The following is a 22,277-nucleotide window of genomic DNA, read 5'->3' as shown; positions in this document are numbered from 1 at the left end:
AACCAGGTACGACGACGGCGGTGGAAATGCGTCGTCGTCGTACCTCGGGTGCCTCCCGGCGGCAGCCGGTTCAGGAAACAGATACACCGAAGGAGCAAGCACCGTGGCCAACGTGTTCGACATGATGGACGAGTGGGGACCGGAAAAGATTGTCGCTGTTAGCGATGCGAAGACCGGGATGAAAGGCGTCCTGGTGATCGACAACACTTCCCGTGGTATTGGGAAGGGCGGCACCAGGATGCAGCCCACGGTGTCGGTGGAGGAAATCGCCCGACTTGCGCGCGTCATGACGTGGAAATGGGCGGGCGTTGACCTCTTCTACGGTGGCGCGAAGGCCGGCATCCAGGCCGACCCCGCCTCGCCGCATAAGGAGGAGATTCTCCGGGCATTCGTACGCCGGCTGAGCAACGAGGTGCCGGAAGAATATGTCTTTGGGCTCGACATGGGCCTGACGGAGAATGACGCGGCTATCATCAACGACGAGCTCGGCGACCGCGGAGCGGCGGTGGGAACGCCCTACGATCTCGGCGGCATCCCCTACGATCAGCTCGGGATTACCGGCTACGGCATCGCCGAGGTTGTCGACGAGGCCGCTGCGGCGATCGGATTGTCAGGGAAGCGCGTTGCCCTTCAAGGCTTCGGGGCGGTGGGCCACGCCGCAGCGGAGCGACTCCACCGGCTGGGCTATCAGGTGGTCTCGGTATCTACGGCAGCCGGAGCGCTCCATAATCCGAACGGGCTGGACGTTCCCGCCCTGCTTGAGCTGCGCCGCGATCTCGGCGATGCCTTCGTCAGTGCCGTCCCCGAGCTGAAAATCGAGGCCGGGAGGGAACTCTTCGTCGACGCGGACATTGTGGTCCCAGCCGCGCTTCAGGACGTGATTGACGAATCCAGCGCCGCCGACATTAAAGGCCGGCTGTTGGTCGAAGGTGCGAATCTGCCAACTAATGCGGCGGCGCAGACCGTCCTGCTCAATGCGGGAGTTACGGTTGTTCCCGACTTCATAGCCAACGCCGGCGGCGTGGTCAGTGCAGCGTTCGCGATGGATGCCCGTTACTCGGCGTTCCGGCCCGAGACCGACCAGATATTTGAGGCGGTTTCCACCAAGTTGCGCGCTAACGCAGTGCAGGTTCTGGAGGAAACTGAACGTCGCGGGGGGACCAGCCACGAGGCGGCGCGGGGCCTGGCGCAGGAACGGGTGAAGCGCGCGATGGAGCTGCGGGGCAAGTCTCTGCGCGCCGGGGTCGTTCCCGCTTAGGGCCCGATGACCGGAGAAGAAGGGACACCATGAACATTCAAGCCGTGGTCCGCGAATTGGAACAGGCGTTGGACGGCGAGGTCTCAGCTGACAGTGGACGGCTGGCCCAGTACAGCACCGATGCATCCAACTACCGGATTCCGCCGCAGGTGGTCGCCCTTCCGCGGGGAGAGGACGACGTCGTTGCCGCCGTGCGCATTGCGGCGCACCACGGGCTGCCTGTCACCATCCGCGGCGGCGGCACTTCTTGCGCGGGCAATGCAGTGGGGCCTGGTCTTGTGCTTGATGTCAGCCGGCATATGAATCGGGTGGTGTCCATCGACCCGCAGTCACGCACCGCTGTTGTTCAACCGGGGGTGGTGCTGGCAGATCTGCAGGCCGCCGCGGCGGTCCACGGACTGCGATTTGGTCCGGATCCGTCCACTGCTAACCGGTGCACACTTGGCGGAATGATCGGCAATAACGCCTGCGGTCCCCACGGTTTGGCTTATGGGCGTACAGCCGACAACGTCAGGAAGCTTCGCTGGTTGACGGGGACCGGTGAAGTCCTTGAACTCACCGCGGGCCAGGACTCCTTGGAGTCCGTACCAGGCCTCAAGGATTTCGTGATGGCGAACCTGGGACTGATCAGGACGGAATTTGGCCGCTTCGGGCGCCAGATTTCGGGCTACAGTCTTGAGCACCTGCTGCCGGAGAACGGCTGGAACATCCCCGCCGCGCTCGCCGGCACTGAGGGGACCTGCGGCATCATCCTGGAAGCAGAGGTGGACTTGGTGCCGCGTTCGGCCGCACCAGCTCTGGCAGTACTAGGCTACCCTGACATGGCCAGCGCCGCAGACGCGGTGCCTGCCCTCCTGCCACACAAGCCGCTGGCTTTGGAAGGGCTGGATGCCGCACTGGTCGAGACGATCCGCAACTCGCCCCGCGGCGCGACCATGCCCACACTGCCGAGGGGCAACGGCTGGCTCATGGTGGAGGTCGGCGGGGCGGATGACGCGGAGGCCGTCGCAGCGGCACAGGCGCTGGTTCGTGATGCCGGTGCCCTTGACTCAGTCGTGCTGCCGTCCGGTCCCGAGGCAAAGCGGCTCTGGCAAGTCCGATCCGACGGAGCAGGGCTGGCAGGCCGCACCGCTTCTGGAGCTCAGGCATGGCCCGGGTGGGAGGACTCGGCAGTCCCTCCCGAGCATCTGGGCGACTATCTGCGCGATCTGGCGGCCCTCATGGACAGCCGGAATCTTTCCGGACTGGCCTACGGACACTTTGGTGACGGCTGCGTCCATTTACGCATTGATTTTCCCCTTGCAAGCGACGGGGGGGCTATGCGTGGTTTCCTCACCGAGGCCGCCCGGCTAGTGGCTCGCTACGGCGGTTCGCTCTCGGGGGAGCACGGCGACGGGCGGGCGCGCGGCGAACTCCTGCACACCATGTACTCCCCAGAGGCAATCACGGCATTCGCCACCTTCAAGACGCTTTTCGATCCCAAGGGGCTGTTAAACCCCGGCGTTGTCGTCGAACCGGATCCGCTGGACGCATCGCTGCGCCGGCCGCAGGCCATCAACCTCCTAGCCAGTGACGGCTTCGCCTTTGCGCACGACGGCGGGAACATCACTGATACGCTGCACCGCTGCGTAGGCGTCGGGAAGTGCAGAGCCGATCTACGCCGGGACGGAGGATTCATGTGTCCCTCGTTCCAAGCGACACAGGACGAGGCACAGTCCACCCGAGGACGGGCACGCGTGCTTCAGGAAATGCTGAACGGCGGGATAGTTGAGATTGGCTGGTCGTCCTCTGAGGTCCACGATGCCTTGGATCTCTGCCTCAGCTGCAAGGCCTGTGCCAATGATTGCCCCACGGGTATCGACATGGCTATGTATAAATCGGAAGCCTTGCATCAAACGTACAAGGGCAAGCTGCGTCCCTTGGCTCACTACACATTTGGCAGGCTGCCGCAGTGGTTGCGGCTCATTGGTCCGTTCGGACCCCTCATCAACACGGTCAGCCGAGTGGCACCACTGCGGAGAATAATGATGCGGATGGCTGGAGCTGATCCACGAAGGGGACTGCCGGTCTTCCCGGCGAGGCCTTTTCGGGCGTTGGATGCCGCTCCCATGGCCCCGACGTCCGCCTCCCGGTCTAACGTCGCGTTGAACCTCCCCGAGGAAACCGCGGAACATCCCGTGCTTCTCTGGGTTGATTCCTTCTCTGACGCCCTCGCCCCAAAGGTTGCCCTTGACGCCATGAAAGTGCTCAGGGCGGCGGGCTGCGATGTGGAACTTGCCGGTCCTGGCGCGTGCTGCGGTCTGACCTTAATCACCACAGGGCAGCTGACGGCTGCCAAGGCCAAACTAACGAAGACCCTCGATGTGTTGCACCCGCAGGTAAAAGCCGGCCGCACGATCGTGGGTCTCGAACCGTCCTGCACAGCGGTTCTCCGCTCCGACCTTCTTGAACTGCTTCCGGAGGACCCGCGGAGTTTGGAAGTATCCCGTGCTACCAAGACCGTCGCAGAATTTCTCGGGTCGATCGGTTGGACGCCCCCGGCCGCAGCGGAGAGGCTGCTTGTCCAGCCACACTGCCATCAGTATTCGGTTATGGGATACCAGAAGGACCTTGCTCTGCTGCAGTCGATGGGGTGCGATGTCGAAGTCTCCAGCGGATGCTGCGGTTTGGCCGGCAATTTTGGTATGGAGAAGGGCCACTACGAGATCTCGGCCAAGATCGCAGAGGACGGAATCCTGAGGGCCGCTGCGGCCGAACCGGACCGGGCCATTCTGGCGGATGGCTTCAGCTGCCGCACCCAGGTCGCGGATCTGGCGGGTTTGGACTCCCGGCACCTGGTGCAGGTCATTGCAGACGCACTCGACAAGCAGCCTTCCTCCACCCAAGGAGCCGCGCAATCAGTTTCTGGCGGTCGACTGCCCCAACAATGACCGCCCAAATTCGAATTTCAGGACGACTATCTTGCACGTCAATAACGGGAAGGCCAATAAATGAAAATCCTAATTGTCGGGGCCAGCGGGCGGTTGGGCAGGGCGGCGGCGAAGGCCCTGTCCGAAAGCCACGAAGTGATCGAGGCGTCCCGGTCAGGGCAAATGCAGGTAGACCTCTCCGAGGCGACATCAATTTCCAGTTTGTTCCACGAGATAGGACAAGTTGATGCGATTGTGGCATGCACCGGCGCCGTCCCCTTTAAGCCTCTTGAGGAGCTCTCACACCAGGACTTCGCTGATGGTTTCCACGACAAAGTCTTAGGGCAAGTCAACCTGGTCCGCCTGGGTGCGGAGTATTTGAGCGACGGCGGCTCCTTCACTCTGACGACCGGAGTCCTGGCGCGCGAACCGATCAAGACCGGGGTGGCGGCGTCACTCGCCAACGGTGCTCTCGAATCCTTCGTCATGGCGGCCTCCGCTGAACTTCCCCGTGGACTTCGCATTAACGCAGTCAGCCCTTCAGTACTGGAAGAGGCCACCGCCTACCACGGATACTTTCCCGGCTTCTCCCGCGTCCCCACCCATGCTGTGGGACAGGCATATGTTAAGTCCGTGGAAGGAATCCAGACGGGACGCGTGTTTTCGCTCGACTGAGTACGCGAGACTACGAGTGTGCGCTCACGCCCCTTTTCTGCAGGCAGTGCTCGTCCTTGCGCAGGAACCACGCCGTTACTAACGCCGCGACGGCGGCCATCACCGGGGCGTACATCGTCAGCGCCGGAAGGAGCGGGTCCAGGGCCGATACAACTACCGCGGAGGTCGCAGTAGGGATGAGGCAAAACGGGTAGTCTACTGGCGCGCGATCGCCTGCACGATGGGTGCTCATCACGGTCGGGAGCGCTCACGCGACAAGCTATCCGACCGCCGCTGCCGCCGGGCGCAGCCGATAAGGGTCGCCGACTTAGGATGGGAGACGCACCGAGTAGTAGGAGTGCCCGCTCAAGAGGAGGACCCGGTTCCAGCCATGGCGCCACCGATGCAACGCCCCCAGCTGCAAGAATTGCTGGTCACGCTCTACGGTCTCTACGCGGGAGGCGCCGGAGCGTGGTTGCCGGTTTCCGTGCTTGTAGCCATGCTGGCGGACCTGGGCGTGGAGGGCCAGGCGGCGCGGTCGACGATTTCCCGGTTAAAGTCCAAGGGTGTGCTGTCCGGCCGGCGGACCGACGGAGTGTCCGAATACGCGCTCTCCGAAGGCGTGCTGGACATCTTCCACTCCGACGACCAGCGAATATTCGCGCCGGAGCGTTCACGGCCGGAGGATCCGTGGGCGCTGGTGGTATTTTCCGTGCCCGAGGCCGAGCGAAACCGCCGGTATGAACTGCGCGCAGAATTGACCAGCCTGGGCTTCGGGTTTGTGGCAGCAGGCGTGGCCATCGCGCCGTCCACGGTGATGCAGCAGGCCATGCGCCGGCTGGCTGACCGCGATCTTGACCGCTACACAGAGTACTTTGCCGGCGACTACCTCAAGGACGGCAATATCCGCGAGCAGGTGCAACAGTGGTGGGACCTCGCCCTGCTCGAGCGTCAGTATCAGGATTTCTTGGATTATTACTCGCCGTTGGCAGATGAGTGGCAGCGGCGGATCGGAAGCGGTGAGGGGCCGCTACCGCGCGAAGCTTTCAGCTTGTACGTGCCGATGCTGACTCAGTGGCGAAGGTTTCCCTATCGGGACCCAAACCTGCCCTTCGAATACTTGCCTGAAGGCTGGAAGGCCCCGCAAGCCAAGCAGGTGTTCCTCACCCTGGATGGCATCCTCCGTGCTCCGGCGGCCGACCATGCACGTGAGTTGTTGGGAGCGGTACTTCGCTGAGCTAGTTCGGTACCGGTATTGCGGATGAGCACCGATGCCGGTGCCCTCCTAGGGGGCAGGGCACCGGCGTCATTCTTCCGAGACTGGCCCGGCCGCTGATACGTGGATTACGCGCCGGGAACGCTGCCCTCGGGCAGGAAGTTCACGTCGTGCAACGCCGAACGGCGTACAACTTCTTCCGGATCGCTGAGGTTGTGCAGTTGGTCGAACAGTTGCGCCAGCCGGCCCGAGGGGCTGACCCAGAAGAGAGCCTTGCCCGGGGTCTCTCCCTTGTTGTAGTACGCGTGCGGCAGATCCCGGGGCATGCGGACGGTGTCGCCCGGGCCTGCGGTGGTCCACTCGCCATCGAGGTACAGGGTATAGACGCCTTCCATCACATAGATGTGCTCGTCCTGGGTGGGGTGGACGTGCGGGGGCACACCGGTTCCGGTGGGATCCAGCGACAGCCACGCAAAGCTGGTGGCGCTTTCCGACTTGGCCAAATAGGTGTGGCCTAGGACGTTCCAGGTCTTATTGCCCATGGCTTCGCTGGCCAGAGTGATGCCCTTGGGTAGGTCTCCCAGAACGATTTCCTGATCCTGTTGCGCCTGCATGGCGGCTCCTTTCGTTGAACGAACTGTGCAGCCAGCATGGCAGGCTCACAGTGGATATGCAATAGGTATTGCGATCGTAAAAGTAGCTCCATATGATGTGTGTCACGCTCCAAATCCCGCACCGCCGGAGCACGTTACGACGCCGCCACATCACCTTTCGGGCGGCTCTTTTCCCGCCCACCTACCGAAGGAAAGAGGGCACACATGGCTACAACACCGCAAGGAATGAGCGTTCACACGCTGGGAACTGGAGGCGGTCCCATTGTCTCCAGCAGCCGCGCCGGAACCAGTACCGCCATTCGCGTAGACGACGCCGTCTACGTGGTGGACTGCGGAATGGGCAGCATCCGCAACTACCGATCCAGCTCCACCTGGGGCGAACTGCGCGGAATTTTCCTGACCCACCATCACTCCGATCACGTGTACGATCTGGGCTCGTTCCTGGTCACCGGGTGGCAAGTGCCGGGGGAGTCCTTCAGCCGGCAGATCCAGATCCTGGGTCCAGGCCGTCCGGAGCGCGTGCCGGCCCTGGACGAGGAGCATGCAGGGCAGGTCAGCACCCGGCTCGGCAACCGCGGCATGACAGGTACCCGCGAGATGGTTGACGCGCTGCTGGAGAAGGTATTCGCTTCGGATATCTGCATCCGGATGGCCGATGAAGGGCGCGCCGACCCGAACGACTGGGTGGTTGCCGCAGACATTGAAATACCGGCGTCGGCGGCTGCAGACCCCGTGCACAACCGGCATCCCGAGATGGAGCCCTTCGAGATCTACCGGGACGACAAAGTCACCGTCAGCGCCATTCTGGTGGATCACCGGCTGTGTTTCCCGGCCTTCGCCTACCGCTTCGACTCGGCGTACGGGTCGGTGGTGGTATCGGGCGATACCGCCTATTCGGAGAACTGCATCCGGCTCGCACAGGGGGCGGAGCTACTGCTGCACGAGGTCATGGATTTGGAAGCCATTCTGGCGACTTTCCCGGACGGGCCGACCCGCGACGGCATAGAAACTCACCTGCGTGAATCGCACACCCCCTACACCGAAGTGGGCAAGGTAGCCGCACGTGCCGGTGTGGGTCGGCTGGTGCTGCACCACGTGGTGCCGAACACGCCCGGCGCGGCTGACACACAGAAGATGCGGGATGCCGCTGCCGCCGACTTCGGTGGTCCGGTGGATGTGGCCGAAGACAATGACGTCTTCGTTCTGCCACCGCGGTTCCCGGTTGGTACACCGTCAGTGGCCGGGGCAGCGAAGGTTGTGGCCGCAGCCCAGACCGTGGGGGTGGGGGCATGAGCGAGCAAGTCCAGCAGGAGAACGTGATCCCGCCGCATACCCTCCGGGCCGCCGTCCGGTACGGACGGATGAATCGGCGGGCCTGGCTGGTCACCGGGGCGCTGGTGGTTTTTCAAATCATCAACTTCGCGGACAAGGCGGTGCTCGGCCTGGTTGCAGCGCCCGTAATGCAGGAGCTCAACCTGAGCGCCGGCGAGTTCGGCTTCATCGGCAGCGCCTTCTTCTTTCTCTTCGCGGCAGCTGCCGTGGCCGTGGGCTTCCTGGCCGGCAAGGTGCCGACGCGTTGGATCCTGCTGGCCATGGGTATCTCCTGGGCGGTGCTGCAGTTCCCGATGCTTTTCGGCGGCGGTGCTGCCGTCCTGCTGGTTACCCGGATTATCCTGGGCGCTGCGGAGGGTCCGGCCACTCCCATCAGCCTGCAGCACGTCCACGGCTGGTTCCCGGCCAAAGAGCGGGGACTGCCCAGTAGCTTGGTCGCCATTGGCTCCACGCTAGGGCCGATCATTGCAGCCCCGATGCTGGCGGGGATCATCGCGCATCCGGATCTGGGCTGGCGCTGGGCGTTCGGGTTTCTGGGAATCGTGGGATTGCTGTGGTCGCTTGCCTGGCTGTTCATCGGGCGCGAAGGTCCTTATAGCCACACTGCCACTTCCGCGACTGCCAAGGCGGGCGGCGAGGAGCCAGTTGTTGTAGCTGCGGCCGCAGCGGAGGAGCGAACTGCACCCGCTCCCGCGACTGCAAGTATTGCTGACCGTTCGGACCTGCTCAAGATCGTCCCGATCCGACGCGTGCTCGGCACTCGTATGTTCCTTTGCGCTGTTCTGGCGGGAGCCGGTTGCTTCTGGGCGCAGGGGTTCCTGACCACCTGGTCGCCGAAATACCTCGCGTCGGTCGTCGAGCTTTCTCCCGAGATGATCGGGCTGGTCTCCACGTTCCCGTGGGTCCTCGGTGCACTGGCGCTGCTGGTGCTTGGCTACACGTCCCGGTTCCTCATGCAGCGCGGTGTGACCGTTCGCTGGGCACTCGGGGCGTTGTTCGGGGCATCGCTGCTGTGTTCGGGTGTGTGTTTCCTGGTGCTGCCGCAGGTCGGCGGCCCGGCAGCGGTGGTCTTTGTGACGCTGGGCGCGGGTCTGGCGCTGGTCTTTCCGCTGGCTCCGACGGCCTTGGCCTTCAGCGTTTGTGCCAAGCAGCGTGGTGCCGTGATGGCCACTTTGACCGGCTTGGCCTCTCTCGGTGGCGTGATCGCTCCGGCCATGGTCGGCCGGCTGATGGACCGTGCCGGCTATGTCATAGGACCCAAGGGTGTAGCCGATACCGGCGAGATGGCGGCCCGGCTGGCTGCGGGGATGAACTCGGCATTCTGGATGATCGGGATCTACCTTGTCGCGGTCGGGATTCTGAGTGTGATCATGCTGAACCCGGACCGCACGGCTAACCGGCTGCAGCAGCGGTTCGTCTTCAACGGTTAAACAGCGGCAGGCCGCCGTCGTGTATCGACCGGGCAGGACGCTCCGTCACCGATGCGCCATAAGATGGATGTGGTTTGCAGTGAAGGGAGCACCATGGAGAGGAACGACGGCGGCCTGCCGGGCGTCAGCATCGAACGCACCGTCGAGTGGGTCGATACCGACGCGTCCGGCCACCAGCACAATTCCGTGATCATGCGGTGGGTGGAGGCGGCTGAGGCCGAACTGTTCCGCCAGCTGGGCCTGCCCGATTACTTTCCCAGCGCCCCGCGGGTGCAGCAAGTAATCAACTACCGGGCCAAGTTGTGGTTCGGCCAGCGGGTGACCGCACGGTTGTCCGTGCAGGAGTTGGGCCGGACCTCGCTGACCTTCGCGTTCGAGGTAAACGGTCACCCGCATGAGAAGTCGCCGGGCGGGCTGGCGGCCCACGGAACGTTCACCACCGTGTACGTTCCGGCTGACAGCGACGGCGCGCAGCCGTGGCCTGACCACATGCGCGCCGCCATCTGCGGCGCCGCCGTTCAGCCCACGGACGCGGGAATCCTGAAGGCATGATGGAGATTCCAGCGCCGCCACTGCAGCACCAGCAGTTAATCCTCACCATCTACGGTCTGTACGGGCGGCGAGGCGGATCCGCGCTGCCCGTCTCCGTGCTGATTGACATGCTGGGCGACCTCGGACACGACGCCCCGGGAGTGCGGTCGGCGGTCTCCAGGATGAAGGCCAAGGGTGTGCTCAACAGTGTTCGCAGCGGGGGAGCGGCCCGATACGAGCTGTCGCCACGCTCGCTGGAGATGGTGCAGGAAGGCGACGAGCGGATTTTCGCGCCGCACCGCGGAGACCCGGACGGCCGATGGGTGCTCGCGATCTTCTCGGTGCCGGAGTCGCTGCGCGAACGCCGGCACCAGCTGCGCGCCGAACTGGCCCGGCTGGGTTTCGGGTCCATGTCGGCGGGGGTGTGGATCGCTCCGGCGGCTGTCCGGGAGAGCGCCCGGCGACGGCTCGAAGACCGCGGTTTGGCCGAGTACGTGGAATTCTTCACGGGTGAATACTCGGAAGGGCCGGACATGAGGACCAAGGTGGCGCAGTGGTGGGACCTGGACGCCTTGGCGGCCCAGATCGATGAATTCCTGGACTACTACGGCGGATCACTGGCGGCATGGACGGAACGCGTCGGTGACGATCCAGCGAAAGCCCTGGCTGCGTCTGATGCTGTCGCCAGGCGGGACGCTTTCCGCTACTACGTGCCCATGCTGACGCTGTGGCGGCGGCTGCCCTACCGGGATCCCGGACTGCCGCTGAAATACCTGCCCGACGGCTGGCGCGGCCCGGACGCGCGGGAGACTTTCTTCGGCGTCCATCGACTCATCGGACCGCTGGCCGAGGCCCATGCCCAGACTCTGGCAGCGGACACCGCAGCGGCCTGAGACCGCACGGTTTTACTTTCTTCACCATTCATCCGGAAACTCGTGACGCCCGTCACAACACTGTGTTATGTTGTGCTGGTATGACGCTCGTAAAGTTGGCAACATACGCCAATGGCGGGACGAACGAACGGCCAGCCGGTTGTCTTGCTCGTCCAGCAGAGCTCCCACTTGGTCCCCGAATGATGAATTGAGACCCGAATGGAAACTACGCCCCCACCCACCTTCAGGGTGCCGGCCAAGACAACGAAAACGGTGCTGTTTTGCTGCTGGCTGGCCATCCTGGCCGAAGGCTACGACGTCGGCGTCCTTGGTGCTGTGCTTCCCGCGCTCGCGGAATACCGTGCCTGGGACCTGACGCCGTTGGAGCTCGGCGGACTCGGGGCCTACGCGTTGGTCGGGATGCTCATCGGTGCCCTGTTTATCGGCACCCTCAGCGACATGTACGGCCGCAAGAAGATGCTCCTGGTCTCCATGGTCATCTTCACCCTGACGCAAGCGGGTGCTGCGCTGGCCCCCACGCCGGAAATCTTCGGCATTTTCCGGCTCATTGGTGGCCTCGGCATGGGAGGCGTCATCCCCGTTGCCGCCGCGCTGACTATCGAGTATTCGGCTCCGAAAAAGCGTTCCTACAATTACGGACTCATGTACTCCGGCTACTCGCTCGGCATCGTTGCCGCGGCGCTGATGGCACTCTTCCTGCTCCCGGTGGCCGGATGGCGCTGGGTGGTCGCGATCGGCGCCCTGCCGGTTATCCTCTTGCCGATTATCGCCAAGCTGCTGCCCGAGTCACTCGACTACTTGGAGGCCACCGGCAAGCGGCGGCAGGCCGAGCTTCTGGCCGGTCGGCTTGGGATCGAACCCTATGTGCCGTCCATGCCAATAAAGCCGGTCGAAGAGGGCAAGGCCGACCCCTGGTGGCGGACCATTAGCACGATGTTCTCAGCCCGCTATCTGCGCTCCACGGTATTCTTCTGGATTTCGCTCTTCTGCGGCATGGTCCTGGTCTATGGGCTGAACACTTGGCTGCCTTCCATCATGAAGTCCGCCGGCTACGACCTCGGCTCCTCCCTGACCTTCCTGCTGGTGTTCAGCCTTGCCTCGGCTGCGGGCGGGCTGGCCCTGGGCAGGGCTGCCGACAAGTACGGACAGAAGCTCATTCTGGTGGTCTTCTACCTCCTCGGTGGGTTGGGCATCATTCTGCTGATCTTCCCCGGAAATATGGTGGTCAATCTCCTGTTCGTGGCGTTCGCCGGCATCGGCTCCATCTCGACCTCGCTGGTGCTGACCGGCTATATCGCCGACTACTACCCCGCACATGTGCGGGCCACTGCCACCGGCTGGGCGTTGAGTTTCGCCCGTATCGGAGCCATCTCCGGTCCGTTGATTGGTGGATGGATCGGGAGCGCCGCTCTGCCCTTCGAGTGGAACTTCATCATTTTCGCCGGAATTGCCGTTCTCGCGGCAGCAGCTGTTGCAATGATCCCGAAACGTATTTCACCCGTGCCGTCCACGAAGCTTGGCGGGGAAACCGCCGAGGTCAGCGGCCGCTAGCCGAACTGCTTAGCGCGGAAATGCCTCGGTGCCGGTCAGGGCCGAGGCATTTCCGGCATGTACATCGCCACTGCGGGACCGATCCGGCGCCGCCGGGACGGTCCCGCATCTGAAGGGAGACGTCTTGACCGTTACGACCAACAACCACCGGCAGCCACGCCCGCAAACAGGGATCCGCCCACCCGCCAACGTCGCAGAACTCGTCGGCTATACCCTGGCACGGCTGGGGGCCGGTCACGTTTTCGGGGTGGTCGGCAGCGGCAACTTCACCGTGACCAATGCGCTGCGCCGCCACGGCGTTCCGTTCACCGCCGCCAGGCACGAAGCCGGCGCAGCGACCATGGCCGATGCGTACGGGCGGATGTCAGGAAGGGTAGGCATAGTCTCCACCCATCAAGGCTGCGGGCTGACCAACGCCGTCACCGGAATCGGGGAAGCTGCCAAGAGCCGCACGCCCATGATCGTGCTGACAGCGGATACTGCAGCCTCGGCCATCCGCTCCAACTTCAAGATAGATCAAGATGCCTTGGCACGCAGTGTCGGTGCCGTCGCCGAACGCATCCATTCGCCGCAGAGTGCCGTGGCCGACACGGTCCGGGCATTCCGCACCGCTGTTAACGAACGCCGGACCGTAGTGCTTTCGCTGCCCACGGATATCCAAGCGGCAGATGTGCCCGCCGAATTGCCCGAGGTTGAACCCTTCCCGGTGCCGCAGCCTGTCCGTCCGGCCGCTGCATCCGTCTCGCGGTTGGCCGAACTGATTCGTGGCGCTCAGCGTCCTGTCTTTGTCGCCGGACGCGGCGCCCGGGGCGCCGGTCTGCAGCTTTCGGCACTTGCCGCCGCCTCCGGGGCGCTGGTGGCGACCTCCGCGGTGGCGCATGGGCTCTTCGCCGGGGATCCGTTCAATCTCGGCATATCCGGGGGATTTTCCTCCCCGTTTACTGCGGAAACTATCGGCAGCGCGGATTTGATAGTCGGTTGGGGCTGCGCGCTGAACATGTGGACCATGCGGCACGGGTCCTTGATCGGGGCGAATGCCCAGGTGGTCCAGGTCGACCTGGAGGACTCGGCGCTCGGCGCCAACCGGCCCATCGAACTGGGCGTGCTGGGGGACAGCGCCGAAACGGCCCAGTCCGTCCTTGAAGTACTGCAGGCCGAAGGCTACCAGGCCACCGGACTGCGTACCCAGGAGATGGCCGCGCAGATCTCGGCCCACGCCCGCTGGAACTCCGTGGCAACGGAAGACCTGTCCACTGATGAGGTCGTCGACCCGCGGGTCATCAGTCGGGAGCTGGACAACATCCTCCCTGCTGACCGGCTTGTGTCCATCGACTCCGGAAACTTTATGGGTTACCCCAGCAGTTACCTGTCCGTGCCGGACCACTTCGGATTCTGCTTCACCCAGGCGTTCCAGTCCATCGGCCTCGGGCTCGCGACTGCCATCGGCGCCGCCACAGCCCGCCCGGACCGGCTGCCGGTCCTGGGCACCGGGGACGGCGGCTTCCTGATGGGGATCGCGGACCTGGAGACCGCGGTGCGGGAGCGGATTCCGTTGGTGGTCATCGTCTACAACGATTCGGCTTACGGGGCCGAGGTCCATCACTTCGACGTGGGTGACGAGGATCTTGAAGTGGTCCGGTTCCCGCTGGTGGACATCGCGTCGATAGCAAGGGGGTATGGGGCCGAGGCCGTCACCGTTACCGGTCTCGCCGATCTGGCGGCGGTTTCGGCGTGGCTGGCCGGTCCGCGGGCCACCCCGCTGGTCATCGATGCGCGGATCGCCTCCGACGGCGGTGCCTGGTGGCTTGCCGAGGCCTTCAAGGGGCATTGACCGACGGCGCTGCCGACGGCGAGGTCGGCCACGGTTGAAAATGTGTGGGAGGGCGGAAAAACTCCGCCCTCCCACACCTCATGGCTCTGCGTTTTGACTCAGCGCTCCGGGATCACCGCGACGCCTTGGATCTCGATCAGCGCTTCCTTCTGCCACAACCGCGAGACGCCGATGCCGGCCATCGCCGGATACTCTGTCCCGGCCATCTCCCGCCAGAGGCGCCCGATTTCCCGGCCGTTGGCCAGGTAGTCGTCCACATCGGTGAGGTAGATGGTCACGCTGACCAGATCTTCCGGCCGTCCTCCGGCTTCCTCCAGCGTGACGAGCACGTTGGAAAACGCCTGGCGGAACTGTTCCACAATCCCGCCAGGGACAATCTTCATGTCCTTGTCCAGCGCGGTCTGGCCGCCCAGGAAGACCGTGTTTCCGGCCAGAATCCCGTGCGCATAGCCGGACGGCTTGGGCAGCGAAGCCGGGTTGATGGTGCGGTTGCCGACGGCTGACTGGTTGCTCATCTGCTCTCTCCTTGGCGTTGGTATCGGTTTTCGTTAGCTTGCAAAAAACTCTGGTGCAGATCCATTCGATCGTGTACGTTGAGCATATGTGACGGCCGTAAAAAAGTCGACACATCGAAATATGAAGGAGATAGCGCATGAAACTAGCCACCTTGCGAACCGGTCCGGGCGGAACCAGGGCTGCCGTCCAAATGGCGGCCGGCGCTTATTTGCCGCTGCCGGCGTCCGATGTGGGAGCCTTGCTGGCGGTCCCTGATTGGCGGGCGCAGGCCGAGGAGGCAGTGCGCACTGCGGCAAGCACCGACGTCGTCCGCGTCCCGGACAGGGACCTGGCACCCGTGGTGCCGCGTCCGGGCAAGGTGGTCTGCTGCGGTCTCAACTACAGCGACCACATCCAGGAGATGGGCCGCGAACTGCCCGAGTACCCTACATTGTTCGCTAAGTTTGCAGACACCCTGGCCGGTCCCGAGGACCAACTCACGGTGGCCGGCAGTGAGAACGTTGACTGGGAAGCCGAGCTGGCGGTAGTGGTGGGGGCCACCCTGACCCGAGCCGACGAGGACCAGGCTGAGGCCGCCATTGCCGGCTACACCGTGGCCAACGACGTCTCGATGCGCGACTGGCAGCGCCGGACCCTGCAGTGGTTCCAAGGCAAAGCTTTCGACGCGAGCACTCCGCTGGGACCGGTGCTGGCTACCGCCGACGAGTTCGACGGAACCGGAGTGGAGGTCCGCGGCTACGTGAACGGCGAACTGGTTCAGCGCGGCCACACCCGGACTCTGGTGTTCGGGCCGGCCCGGCTTTTGTCCTACATTTCGCAGTTCACCACGCTGCGCCCGGGCGATGTGGTCCTGACCGGCACCCCCGGGGGCGTGGGCATGGGTATGACCCCGCCGCGTTTCCTGGCCGACGGCGATGTGCTCGTCACCGAGATCGACGGCATCGGGCGGCTGGAGAACCGTGTCCGGATCCGACCGGCCGGCGTCAGGCAACAGCCCGCACCGCTCTTCGGCGACACAACGACGGCGGCGTCAACCGCCCGCGCGTAACCCACCAATCCACCCCCCCCAGAAGGAGAACGATCATGACTGATGCGACCACGGAATACCGCACCGAAGGCGACAACTCGATCTACGCAGGCGCCGACGGCAAAGTCGTCCCGGTTGTCACCCGCGCGGGGAGCGAGGACACCAACACGGCGCAGTCCGGTGACTGCGTCCGGGTCTCGGGTGTTTCCATCCAGCACACCCCGGCCACCAAGATCTGGTTTGGGCAGGTCTCCAACGTCCCGGGCTACCGCTCACTGCCGCACCACCACGGTGAGGCGGAGACGGGTGGCTACGTCCTGCGCGGCCACGGCCGGATTTACTTTGGCGAAAATTACTCCGAGTACCTGGACATGAAGGCCGGTGACTGGGTCTTCGTTCCGCCGTTCATGCCGCATGTGGAAGCAAACATGTCGGTCACCGAAGAGTTGGTCTGGCTGACCGCGCGCACGCCGGAGAACATCGTGGTCAACCTGGACGAGGTTCCGGACGAAACGCTGGAAGGATACCGCCGGGCATGAACGCCGCAAGCACCTCCAAGACCCAGGTTCCCACGGCCGAGACGTTCCTCAAGGCCGTCGAACTGACGGCCGTCGAACCCCAGGTCCACGACGAGGCCTACGAGGCGACGACCCAGTACGTGCCGTGGCCCAAGGCCTACGGCGGCGACATGGTCGCCCAGGCCGCCGCGGCCATGATGCGTTCGGTCACCGATGACCGGCAGCTGCACTCGATGCACAGCTACTTCATGCGGCCGGTGGATATCGGCGCCGTCGTCCGCTACGAGGTGGAGAAGCTGCGGGATGGCCGCGGCTATTCCACCCGCAGCGTGCGCGGCTGGCAGGGTGGCAAGACCGTGTATGCCGCCATGGGCTCCTTTCACGTGCCCGAAGACGGCCCGGAGTTCCAGCCGCAGATGCCCGCCACCGTCGACCCCGACTCGCTGCGCAGCGCCGCCGAGGTCCTGACGGGCGTCGAGGGCGACGCCGCGGCCTACTGGTCCCATGGCCGCAGTTTCGACATGCGGCATGTCCCCGGCCCGGTGTACGTGCGCGTCGAGGGCGAGCAGGTGCCGCAGCAGGCGGTGTGGGTGAAGGCGTTCACGCAGCTGCCCGACCAGGCCGATGACCGCGCGACCCGGGACCTGCACCGCACCGCGCTCGCCTATGTCTGCGACTACACCATCCTCGAGCCGATCCTGCGGGCGCAGGGGCACTACTGGGCAGAGCCGGGACTGGTGACCGCCAGCCTGGACCACTCCATGTGGTTCCACCGCGACGGCCGTGCCGACGACTGGGTGTTGTATGCCCAGGAAGCGGTCTCCGGCCAGCACAACCGGGGGTTGGCCACCGGCCGGTTCTTCGACCGCGATGGCCGCCTGCTGGCCACCGTAGCCCAGGAAGGCATGATCCGCGCAGCACGCTGAGCTGCCGGAGGCAGATGGGTCATCCACTTGCCTCCGGACTGGCCCGGTACCCCGCTCCTTCATCTCCCCGCCCACTCTTCTCTCCGAAAGGAACGCCATGGAACTGTCCCCGTCAGCTCATGTGGACTCGTTCACGCGCGACCACCTGCCGCCCGCCGAGCAGTGGCCAATCCTGGAATTCACCCTTCCCGAACTGCAGTATCCGGACCGTCTCAACGCTGCCACGGTCCTCATCGATGAGGCCGTAGCCGCCTACGGGAGCGGCCGGCCCGCCCTGCACACTCCGGACGGCCAGACATGGAGCTACGGCCAACTGCAGCAGCGCGCCAACCAAGTGGCGCAGGTGCTCACCGAAGATTTCGGTGTGGTGCCGGGCAACCGCGTACTGCTGCGCGGCCCCAATAACCCATGGCTGGTGGCGGCATGGTTGGGCGTGCTCAAGGCCGGCGCCGTCGTCGTCACCACCATGCCGGTGCTGCGCGCCAGTGAAGTTGCCACCATCTGCCAGCTGACGCGTCCCTCGGCTGCAATCAGCGATGCTCGCTTTGCTGATGGGCTTGCTGAGGCGGTGGGGGAGGGCATCGCCGTCATGACCTACGGGGCCGACGACCCTGATGACCTCACCGTACGGTGCGCTGCCAAGAGCGGAGAGTTCGACGACGTAGCCACGGCGGCGGATGACGTTGCACTGCTGGGGCCGACCTCGGGTACGACCGGCGCACCCAAGATCACCATGCACTTCCACCGTGACATCCTGGCTAACGCGGATACGTTTGCCCGGTACATCTTGCAGCCCACGGCCGACGACGTGTTCGCGGGATCTCCGCCTCTGGCGTTCACCTTCGGGCTGGGCGGGCTGGTGGTATTCCCGCTGCGGTTTGGGGCGTCCGCGCTCCTGACCGAACGGGCCACCCCGGTGCAGTTGGCGGAACATGCAGCCAATGCTGGCGCTACCGTGCTTTTCACGGCACCCACCGCCTACCGCGCCATCCTGAAGGAGGGTCGCGCGGACCTCCTCCAGGGGCTGCGCATCGCGGTGTCGGCAGGGGAGCACCTGCCCCGGGAGACCTGGGAGGCGGTCCATTCGGCCACCGGGCTCTCCCTGGTTAACGGGATCGGTTCCACGGAGATGCTGCACGTGTTCATTTCCGCCGCCGGAGACGACATCCGCCCGGGCGCCACAGGCATTGCCATCCCCGGTTTCCGTGCCAAGGTATTGGACGACGACGGCAACGAAGCCCCGGTAAACCAGCCCGGGAAGCTGGCCGTCATCGGTCCGACTGGATGCCGCTATCTGGACGACCCCCGGCAGGCAAACTACGTGCAGAACGGCTGGAACATCACCGGCGACACGTTTCTGCGCAACGAGGAAGGCTACTTTGTCTACCAGGCCCGGTCGGACAACATGATCGTTTCTTCCGGCTACAACATCGGGGCCCCCGAGGTGGAAGCGGCGATTGACCAGCATCCGGCCGTGGCGGAGAACGCCGTGATCGGCCGTCCGGACCCGGAGCGAGGCAGCGTGGTATGCGCTTTCGTGGTGCTGCGCGACGGTGCGGTTGGCGACGACGCCACACGCAAGGACATCCAGGACTTCGTCAAGGCAACCATTGCCCCCTACAAATACCCGCGGGACATCAGGTTCGTGACCGAACTGCCGCGCAACCCCAGCGGAAAGCTTCAGCACTTCAAACTCCGCGAGCAGGCCGGACAAGGCGCAGACCTGGCCGGAAGCCCGGCGTAGACCAGACCGGAAGGACAACTGACATGAAAATCGCAATTGTGGGAGGCGGCCCCGGCGGCCTGTACTTCGCAGCCCTGATGAAGCAACTGGACCCGACGCACGAGGTAACGGTCTGGGAGCGCAACGCGGCCAGCGACACCTTCGGTTTCGGCGTGGTGTTTTCCGACGAAACCCTGGGCGGGATCGGTAACGCGGACCCGGTGGTGGCCGAATATATGAGCCGCCGTTTTGCCCGCTGGTCGGACATCGACATTCACTACCAGGGCGAAACCATCGCCGTGGGCGGCCAAGGCTTCGCTGCGATGAGCCGCAAAGAACTGCTCGAACTGCTGCAGCACCGCTGCGCGGAACTCGGTGTTGACCTGCGCTTCTCCACCCTGGCGCCCCCGGTAGAGGAACTCGAATCCGGCTACGACCTGGTGCTGGCAGCAGATGGCGTGAACTCCCAGATCCGCTCCAAGTACGCAGACTCGTTCGGCCCCAATCTAGATCCGCGGCCCAACAAATTCATGTGGTTGGGCACCGATCTGGTCTTCGAAGCCTTCAAGTTCTTCATCAAGGAGACCGAGCACGGGGTCATGCAGATCCACGGCTACCCGTTCTCCGATCAGGGCTCCACGTTCATCGTGGAGATGCCCGAGGACGTCTGGCGTGCGGCCGGCTTCGATGAAACCGAGCACGAGGTGTTTGCCCCCGGCGTCTCCGATGAAAAAGCGATTGCGAAGATCCGTGCAATCTTTGCCGACGAGCTCGAGGGCCACCAAGTACTGGCCAACAATTCCAAGTGGCTGAACTTCACCACGGTCCGAAACAGCAGTTGGCGGCACGGCAACGTGGTGCTGCTCGGCGACGCCGCGCATACCGCACACTTCTCTATCGGCTCCGGCACAAAACTGGCCATGGAGGATGCCCTGGCCCTGGCGGCCTGCCTCCACGAACACCAGGACCTGGAGACGGCGCTGGGAGCCTATGAGACCGAGCGGCGGCCAGTCGTCGAATCTACCCAACGCGCCGCGCAGGCATCACTTGAGTGGTTTGAACGCGTGGGCCAATACACACAGCAGGACCCGGTCCAGTTCACCTTCAACCTGCTCACCCGCAGCCGGCGTATCACGCAGGACAACCTGCGGCTGCGCGACCCGGAATTCGCCCTGAAAGTGGAGGAACACTTCGCCGCCTCGCAGGGTCTGGATTCCGTCGCGCCGGCAATGTTCCAGCCGTACCGCATCGGCGGCTTGGAGCTGAAGAACCGCATCGTGGTTTCGCCCATGGACATGTATTCCGCGACCGATGGGATGCCGTCCGACTTCCACAAGGTGCACCTGGGCAGTAAGGCCATGGGCGGCGCCGGCCTGGTCATGACCGAGATGGTTTGCGTCTCGGCGGAAGGCCGTATCACTCCGGGCGACACGGGACTGTACACGGACGAACAGCGCGACGCCTGGAAAGAAATCGTCGAGTTCGTCCACGGACATTCCGAAGCCAAGCTCGGCGCACAGATCGGTCACGCCGGCCGCAAAGCGTCCACGAAGCTGATGTGGGAAGGCATCGACCAGCCGCTGGAGGCGGGCAACTGGGAAGTCATAGGCCCGTCACCGCTGCCCTACGGACCGGACAACCAGGTTCCGCTGGAGATGGATCGCGCCCGGATGGACAAGGTCGTCGCAGACTTTGTCGCCGCCACACAACGGGCAGATGAGTCTGGATTCGACCTATTGGAGGTGCACGCGGCGCACGGCTACCTGCTCTCGTCCTTCCTGTCCCCGGTGGCCAACCAGCGGACTGATGAGTACGGCGGCAGCGTTGAAAACCGCTTGCGCTTCCCGCTTGAGGTCTTCGACGCCGTCCGTGCAGCCTGGCCTGCCGACAAACCGCTGACCGTGCGCATCTCGGCGACCGACTGGTTCGAGGGCGGCAATACTCTGGACGAAGCTGTTCAGTTCGCCCAGGCGTTTGCGGCCCACGGCGCCGATGGAATCGATGTATCCACCGGCCAGATCGCCAAGGGGGAGAAGCCGCAGTTCGGCCGCAGCTACCAGACGCCGTATGCGGACCGAATCCGACAGGAAGTCGCCGTTCCCGCGGGCATCGCTGTTATCGCGGTGGGAGCGATTTCCACGTACGACGACGCGAACTCGATTCTGCTGGCAGGCCGCGCCGACCTGATCGCTCTGGGACGGACACACCTGTATGACCCGCACTGGACGCTGCATGCAGCTGCGGAGCAGGACTACCGGGGCGACGGCGTTGCCTGGATTCCACAATTCCGGGCTGGACGCCGCAAACCGCCGAGCGCTCGCACGGATGCGGTCCGCCCGCGACTCTCCCTGATGCGAGAGGTCAACGAGTCAGAGGGCAACTCGCACCTACGGTGGAAGCCATTGCGTCCGGCTGAGCCCGCACTGGCAGGCTAAGGTCCCTGACATCTGGTTACTGATGACGGTTGGCCCGGGTAACCGCCCGGGCCAACCGTCATCCGCATTCTTTTATCCGCCAGTGCAGCAAGGCGGAAGGGAAGGTTAAGTGAGCACACCCGCTGAAGAAACTCAGACGATCTACTACGGGCCGGACGCCTCCCAGCACGCTGTGTGCTGGAATCCAGCCGGCCATGCCCCCGTCGGCTTAGCTTTGCTCGTGCACGGCGGCTACTGGCGTGCCCAGTTTGATGCCTCGCTGATGGAGCCACTGGCGGCCGACCTGACTTCCCGTGGATGGGCGGTGGCGAACATTGAATACCGCCGCGGAGCGGCGGAGAGCCAGTGGCCACAACCGCACGAGGACGTTGATGCGGCAATCCGTGCGGTCACCGAAAGTGCCTGGGCGCAGGAGATGCCCGGACCGCGGATCGCCATCGGTCATTCGGTGGGCGGGCAACTGGTCCTGCTGTCGGACGCGCCAGTTAACGCGCTGGTTGCGCTAGCGCCTGTCACGGACGTGGCCCGAACATACGAAGAAAACCTGGCGGAAGGTGCCGTCGTCGAATACTACGGCGCTGGCCGCGACGATTTGTACCGTGATGCGTCGCCGCTGCGGCAGCCCAAAGTCGGCGCGCCCACCTTGGTGGTCCACGGAGATGCCGATCTTCGAGTACCGATCGCGCACTCTCGCGATTATGTACGTGAGGCACGCGCTACCCGCCTGGAGGTTGAGCTCTCGGAACAACCGGGGATGGACCACGTTCAGCTCATCGATCCCCGCGCCGGGCACTGGTCGGATGTGCTGGCCTGGATGCAGAACCAAGTCCGTGTGGTTACTGAGAAGAATTCTGCCCGCCCTAGGCCCTGACAGCCAGGATTGCATGGTCTTTCCCCTAAGCGTTCGGGCAGC

At 64.4% G+C, this 22,277-nt stretch carries 18 protein-coding genes; 16 read left to right on the top strand and 2 right to left on the bottom strand.

The features are described from left to right. The first annotated feature begins 103 nt into the window (after positions 1 to 103). From AC5RWT_RS20620 to AC5RWT_RS20605, 4 genes are all read left to right on the top strand, one after another. Positions 104 to 1,258, top strand: a complete 1,155-nt coding sequence (locus AC5RWT_RS20620; RefSeq protein ID WP_494081795.1) for a Glu/Leu/Phe/Val family dehydrogenase — start codon at positions 104 to 106, stop codon at positions 1,256 to 1,258. A gap of 29 nt (positions 1,259 to 1,287) precedes the next feature. Then, entirely contained in the window at positions 1,288 to 4,188 is a 2,901-nt protein-coding gene (locus AC5RWT_RS20615; RefSeq protein ID WP_494081794.1) for an FAD-binding and (Fe-S)-binding domain-containing protein, read from the top strand. Between the two features lie 60 nt (positions 4,189 to 4,248). Beyond that, positions 4,249 to 4,842 (top strand): short chain dehydrogenase, encoded by a 594-nt coding sequence (locus tag AC5RWT_RS20610; RefSeq protein WP_494081793.1) that lies wholly within the window; start codon positions 4,249 to 4,251, stop codon positions 4,840 to 4,842. Between the two features lie 382 nt (positions 4,843 to 5,224). After that, positions 5,225 to 6,058: a PaaX family transcriptional regulator gene (locus AC5RWT_RS20605; protein ID WP_494081792.1), complete on the top strand. Its 834-nt coding sequence runs from the start codon at positions 5,225 to 5,227 to the stop codon at positions 6,056 to 6,058. Between the two features lie 107 nt (positions 6,059 to 6,165). On the opposite strand, the gene AC5RWT_RS20600 is transcribed toward AC5RWT_RS20605, so the two are convergent. Next, positions 6,166 to 6,651: a cupin domain-containing protein gene (locus tag AC5RWT_RS20600; RefSeq protein ID WP_494081791.1), complete on the bottom strand. Its 486-nt coding sequence runs from the start codon at positions 6,649 to 6,651 to the stop codon at positions 6,166 to 6,168. 204 nt (positions 6,652 to 6,855) lie between these two features. Here AC5RWT_RS20600 and AC5RWT_RS20595 point away from each other — a divergent pair, with 204 nt between their 5' ends. The 6 genes from AC5RWT_RS20595 (at position 6,856) to AC5RWT_RS20570 (ending at position 14,219) form a co-directional block, all read left to right on the top strand. Continuing rightward, positions 6,856 to 7,944: an MBL fold metallo-hydrolase gene (locus tag AC5RWT_RS20595; RefSeq protein WP_494081790.1), complete on the top strand. Its 1,089-nt coding sequence runs from the start codon at positions 6,856 to 6,858 to the stop codon at positions 7,942 to 7,944. Next, positions 7,941 to 9,413 (top strand): MFS transporter, encoded by a 1,473-nt coding sequence (locus AC5RWT_RS20590; RefSeq protein ID WP_494081789.1) that lies wholly within the window; start codon positions 7,941 to 7,943, stop codon positions 9,411 to 9,413. The genes AC5RWT_RS20595 and AC5RWT_RS20590 overlap by 4 nt, the downstream gene beginning before the upstream one ends. A 93-nt stretch (positions 9,414 to 9,506) precedes the next feature. After that, positions 9,507 to 9,965, top strand: a complete 459-nt coding sequence (locus tag AC5RWT_RS20585; protein ID WP_494081788.1) for an acyl-CoA thioesterase — start codon at positions 9,507 to 9,509, stop codon at positions 9,963 to 9,965. Continuing rightward, entirely contained in the window at positions 9,962 to 10,837 is an 876-nt protein-coding gene (locus AC5RWT_RS20580) for a PaaX family transcriptional regulator (RefSeq protein ID WP_494081787.1), read from the top strand. The genes AC5RWT_RS20585 and AC5RWT_RS20580 overlap by 4 nt, the downstream gene beginning before the upstream one ends. A gap of 198 nt (positions 10,838 to 11,035) precedes the next feature. Next, a complete protein-coding gene (locus AC5RWT_RS20575) occupies positions 11,036 to 12,388 on the top strand; it encodes an MFS transporter (RefSeq protein ID WP_494081786.1) in 1,353 nt (450 codons plus the stop codon). Positions 12,389 to 12,560: 172 nt separating this feature from the next. After that, a complete protein-coding gene (locus AC5RWT_RS20570; RefSeq protein WP_494081802.1) occupies positions 12,561 to 14,219 on the top strand; it encodes a thiamine pyrophosphate-binding protein in 1,659 nt (552 codons plus the stop codon). A gap of 98 nt (positions 14,220 to 14,317) precedes the next feature. On the opposite strand, the gene AC5RWT_RS20565 is transcribed toward AC5RWT_RS20570, so the two are convergent. Beyond that, positions 14,318 to 14,734 (bottom strand): RidA family protein, encoded by a 417-nt coding sequence (locus tag AC5RWT_RS20565; RefSeq protein ID WP_494081785.1) that lies wholly within the window; start codon positions 14,732 to 14,734, stop codon positions 14,318 to 14,320. A 137-nt stretch (positions 14,735 to 14,871) separates the two neighbouring features. On the opposite strand from AC5RWT_RS20565, the gene AC5RWT_RS20560 reads away from it, so the two are divergent. The 6 genes from AC5RWT_RS20560 (at position 14,872) to AC5RWT_RS20535 (ending at position 22,235) form a co-directional block, all read left to right on the top strand. Then, positions 14,872 to 15,783, top strand: coding sequence for a fumarylacetoacetate hydrolase family protein (locus tag AC5RWT_RS20560; protein WP_494081784.1), 912 nt, complete (start codon positions 14,872 to 14,874; stop codon positions 15,781 to 15,783). A gap of 35 nt (positions 15,784 to 15,818) precedes the next feature. Next, entirely contained in the window at positions 15,819 to 16,301 is a 483-nt protein-coding gene (locus AC5RWT_RS20555; protein WP_494081783.1) for a cupin domain-containing protein, read from the top strand. Further along, the gene (locus AC5RWT_RS20550; RefSeq protein WP_494081782.1) at positions 16,298 to 17,206 is read left to right on the top strand and encodes an acyl-CoA thioesterase; all 909 of its coding nucleotides are present in this window, start codon (positions 16,298 to 16,300) and stop codon (positions 17,204 to 17,206) included. The genes AC5RWT_RS20555 and AC5RWT_RS20550 overlap by 4 nt, the downstream gene beginning before the upstream one ends. A 97-nt stretch (positions 17,207 to 17,303) precedes the next feature. Beyond that, on the top strand, positions 17,304 to 18,950 hold the full coding sequence (locus AC5RWT_RS20545) for an AMP-binding protein (protein ID WP_494081781.1): 1,647 nt from the start codon (positions 17,304 to 17,306) through the stop codon (positions 18,948 to 18,950). A gap of 23 nt (positions 18,951 to 18,973) precedes the next feature. After that, the gene (locus tag AC5RWT_RS20540) at positions 18,974 to 21,364 is read left to right on the top strand and encodes a bifunctional salicylyl-CoA 5-hydroxylase/oxidoreductase (RefSeq protein WP_494081780.1); all 2,391 of its coding nucleotides are present in this window, start codon (positions 18,974 to 18,976) and stop codon (positions 21,362 to 21,364) included. 109 nt (positions 21,365 to 21,473) lie between these two features. Further along, positions 21,474 to 22,235: an alpha/beta hydrolase family protein gene (locus tag AC5RWT_RS20535; protein WP_494081779.1), complete on the top strand. Its 762-nt coding sequence runs from the start codon at positions 21,474 to 21,476 to the stop codon at positions 22,233 to 22,235. The last annotated feature ends 42 nt before the right edge of the window (positions 22,236 to 22,277 follow it).

The sequence above is a fragment of the Arthrobacter sp. Dra40 genome (assembly GCF_059091905.1).
Note: the sequence above shows the minus strand (reverse complement) of the source record. Positions and strands in the feature narration are given on the sequence as shown.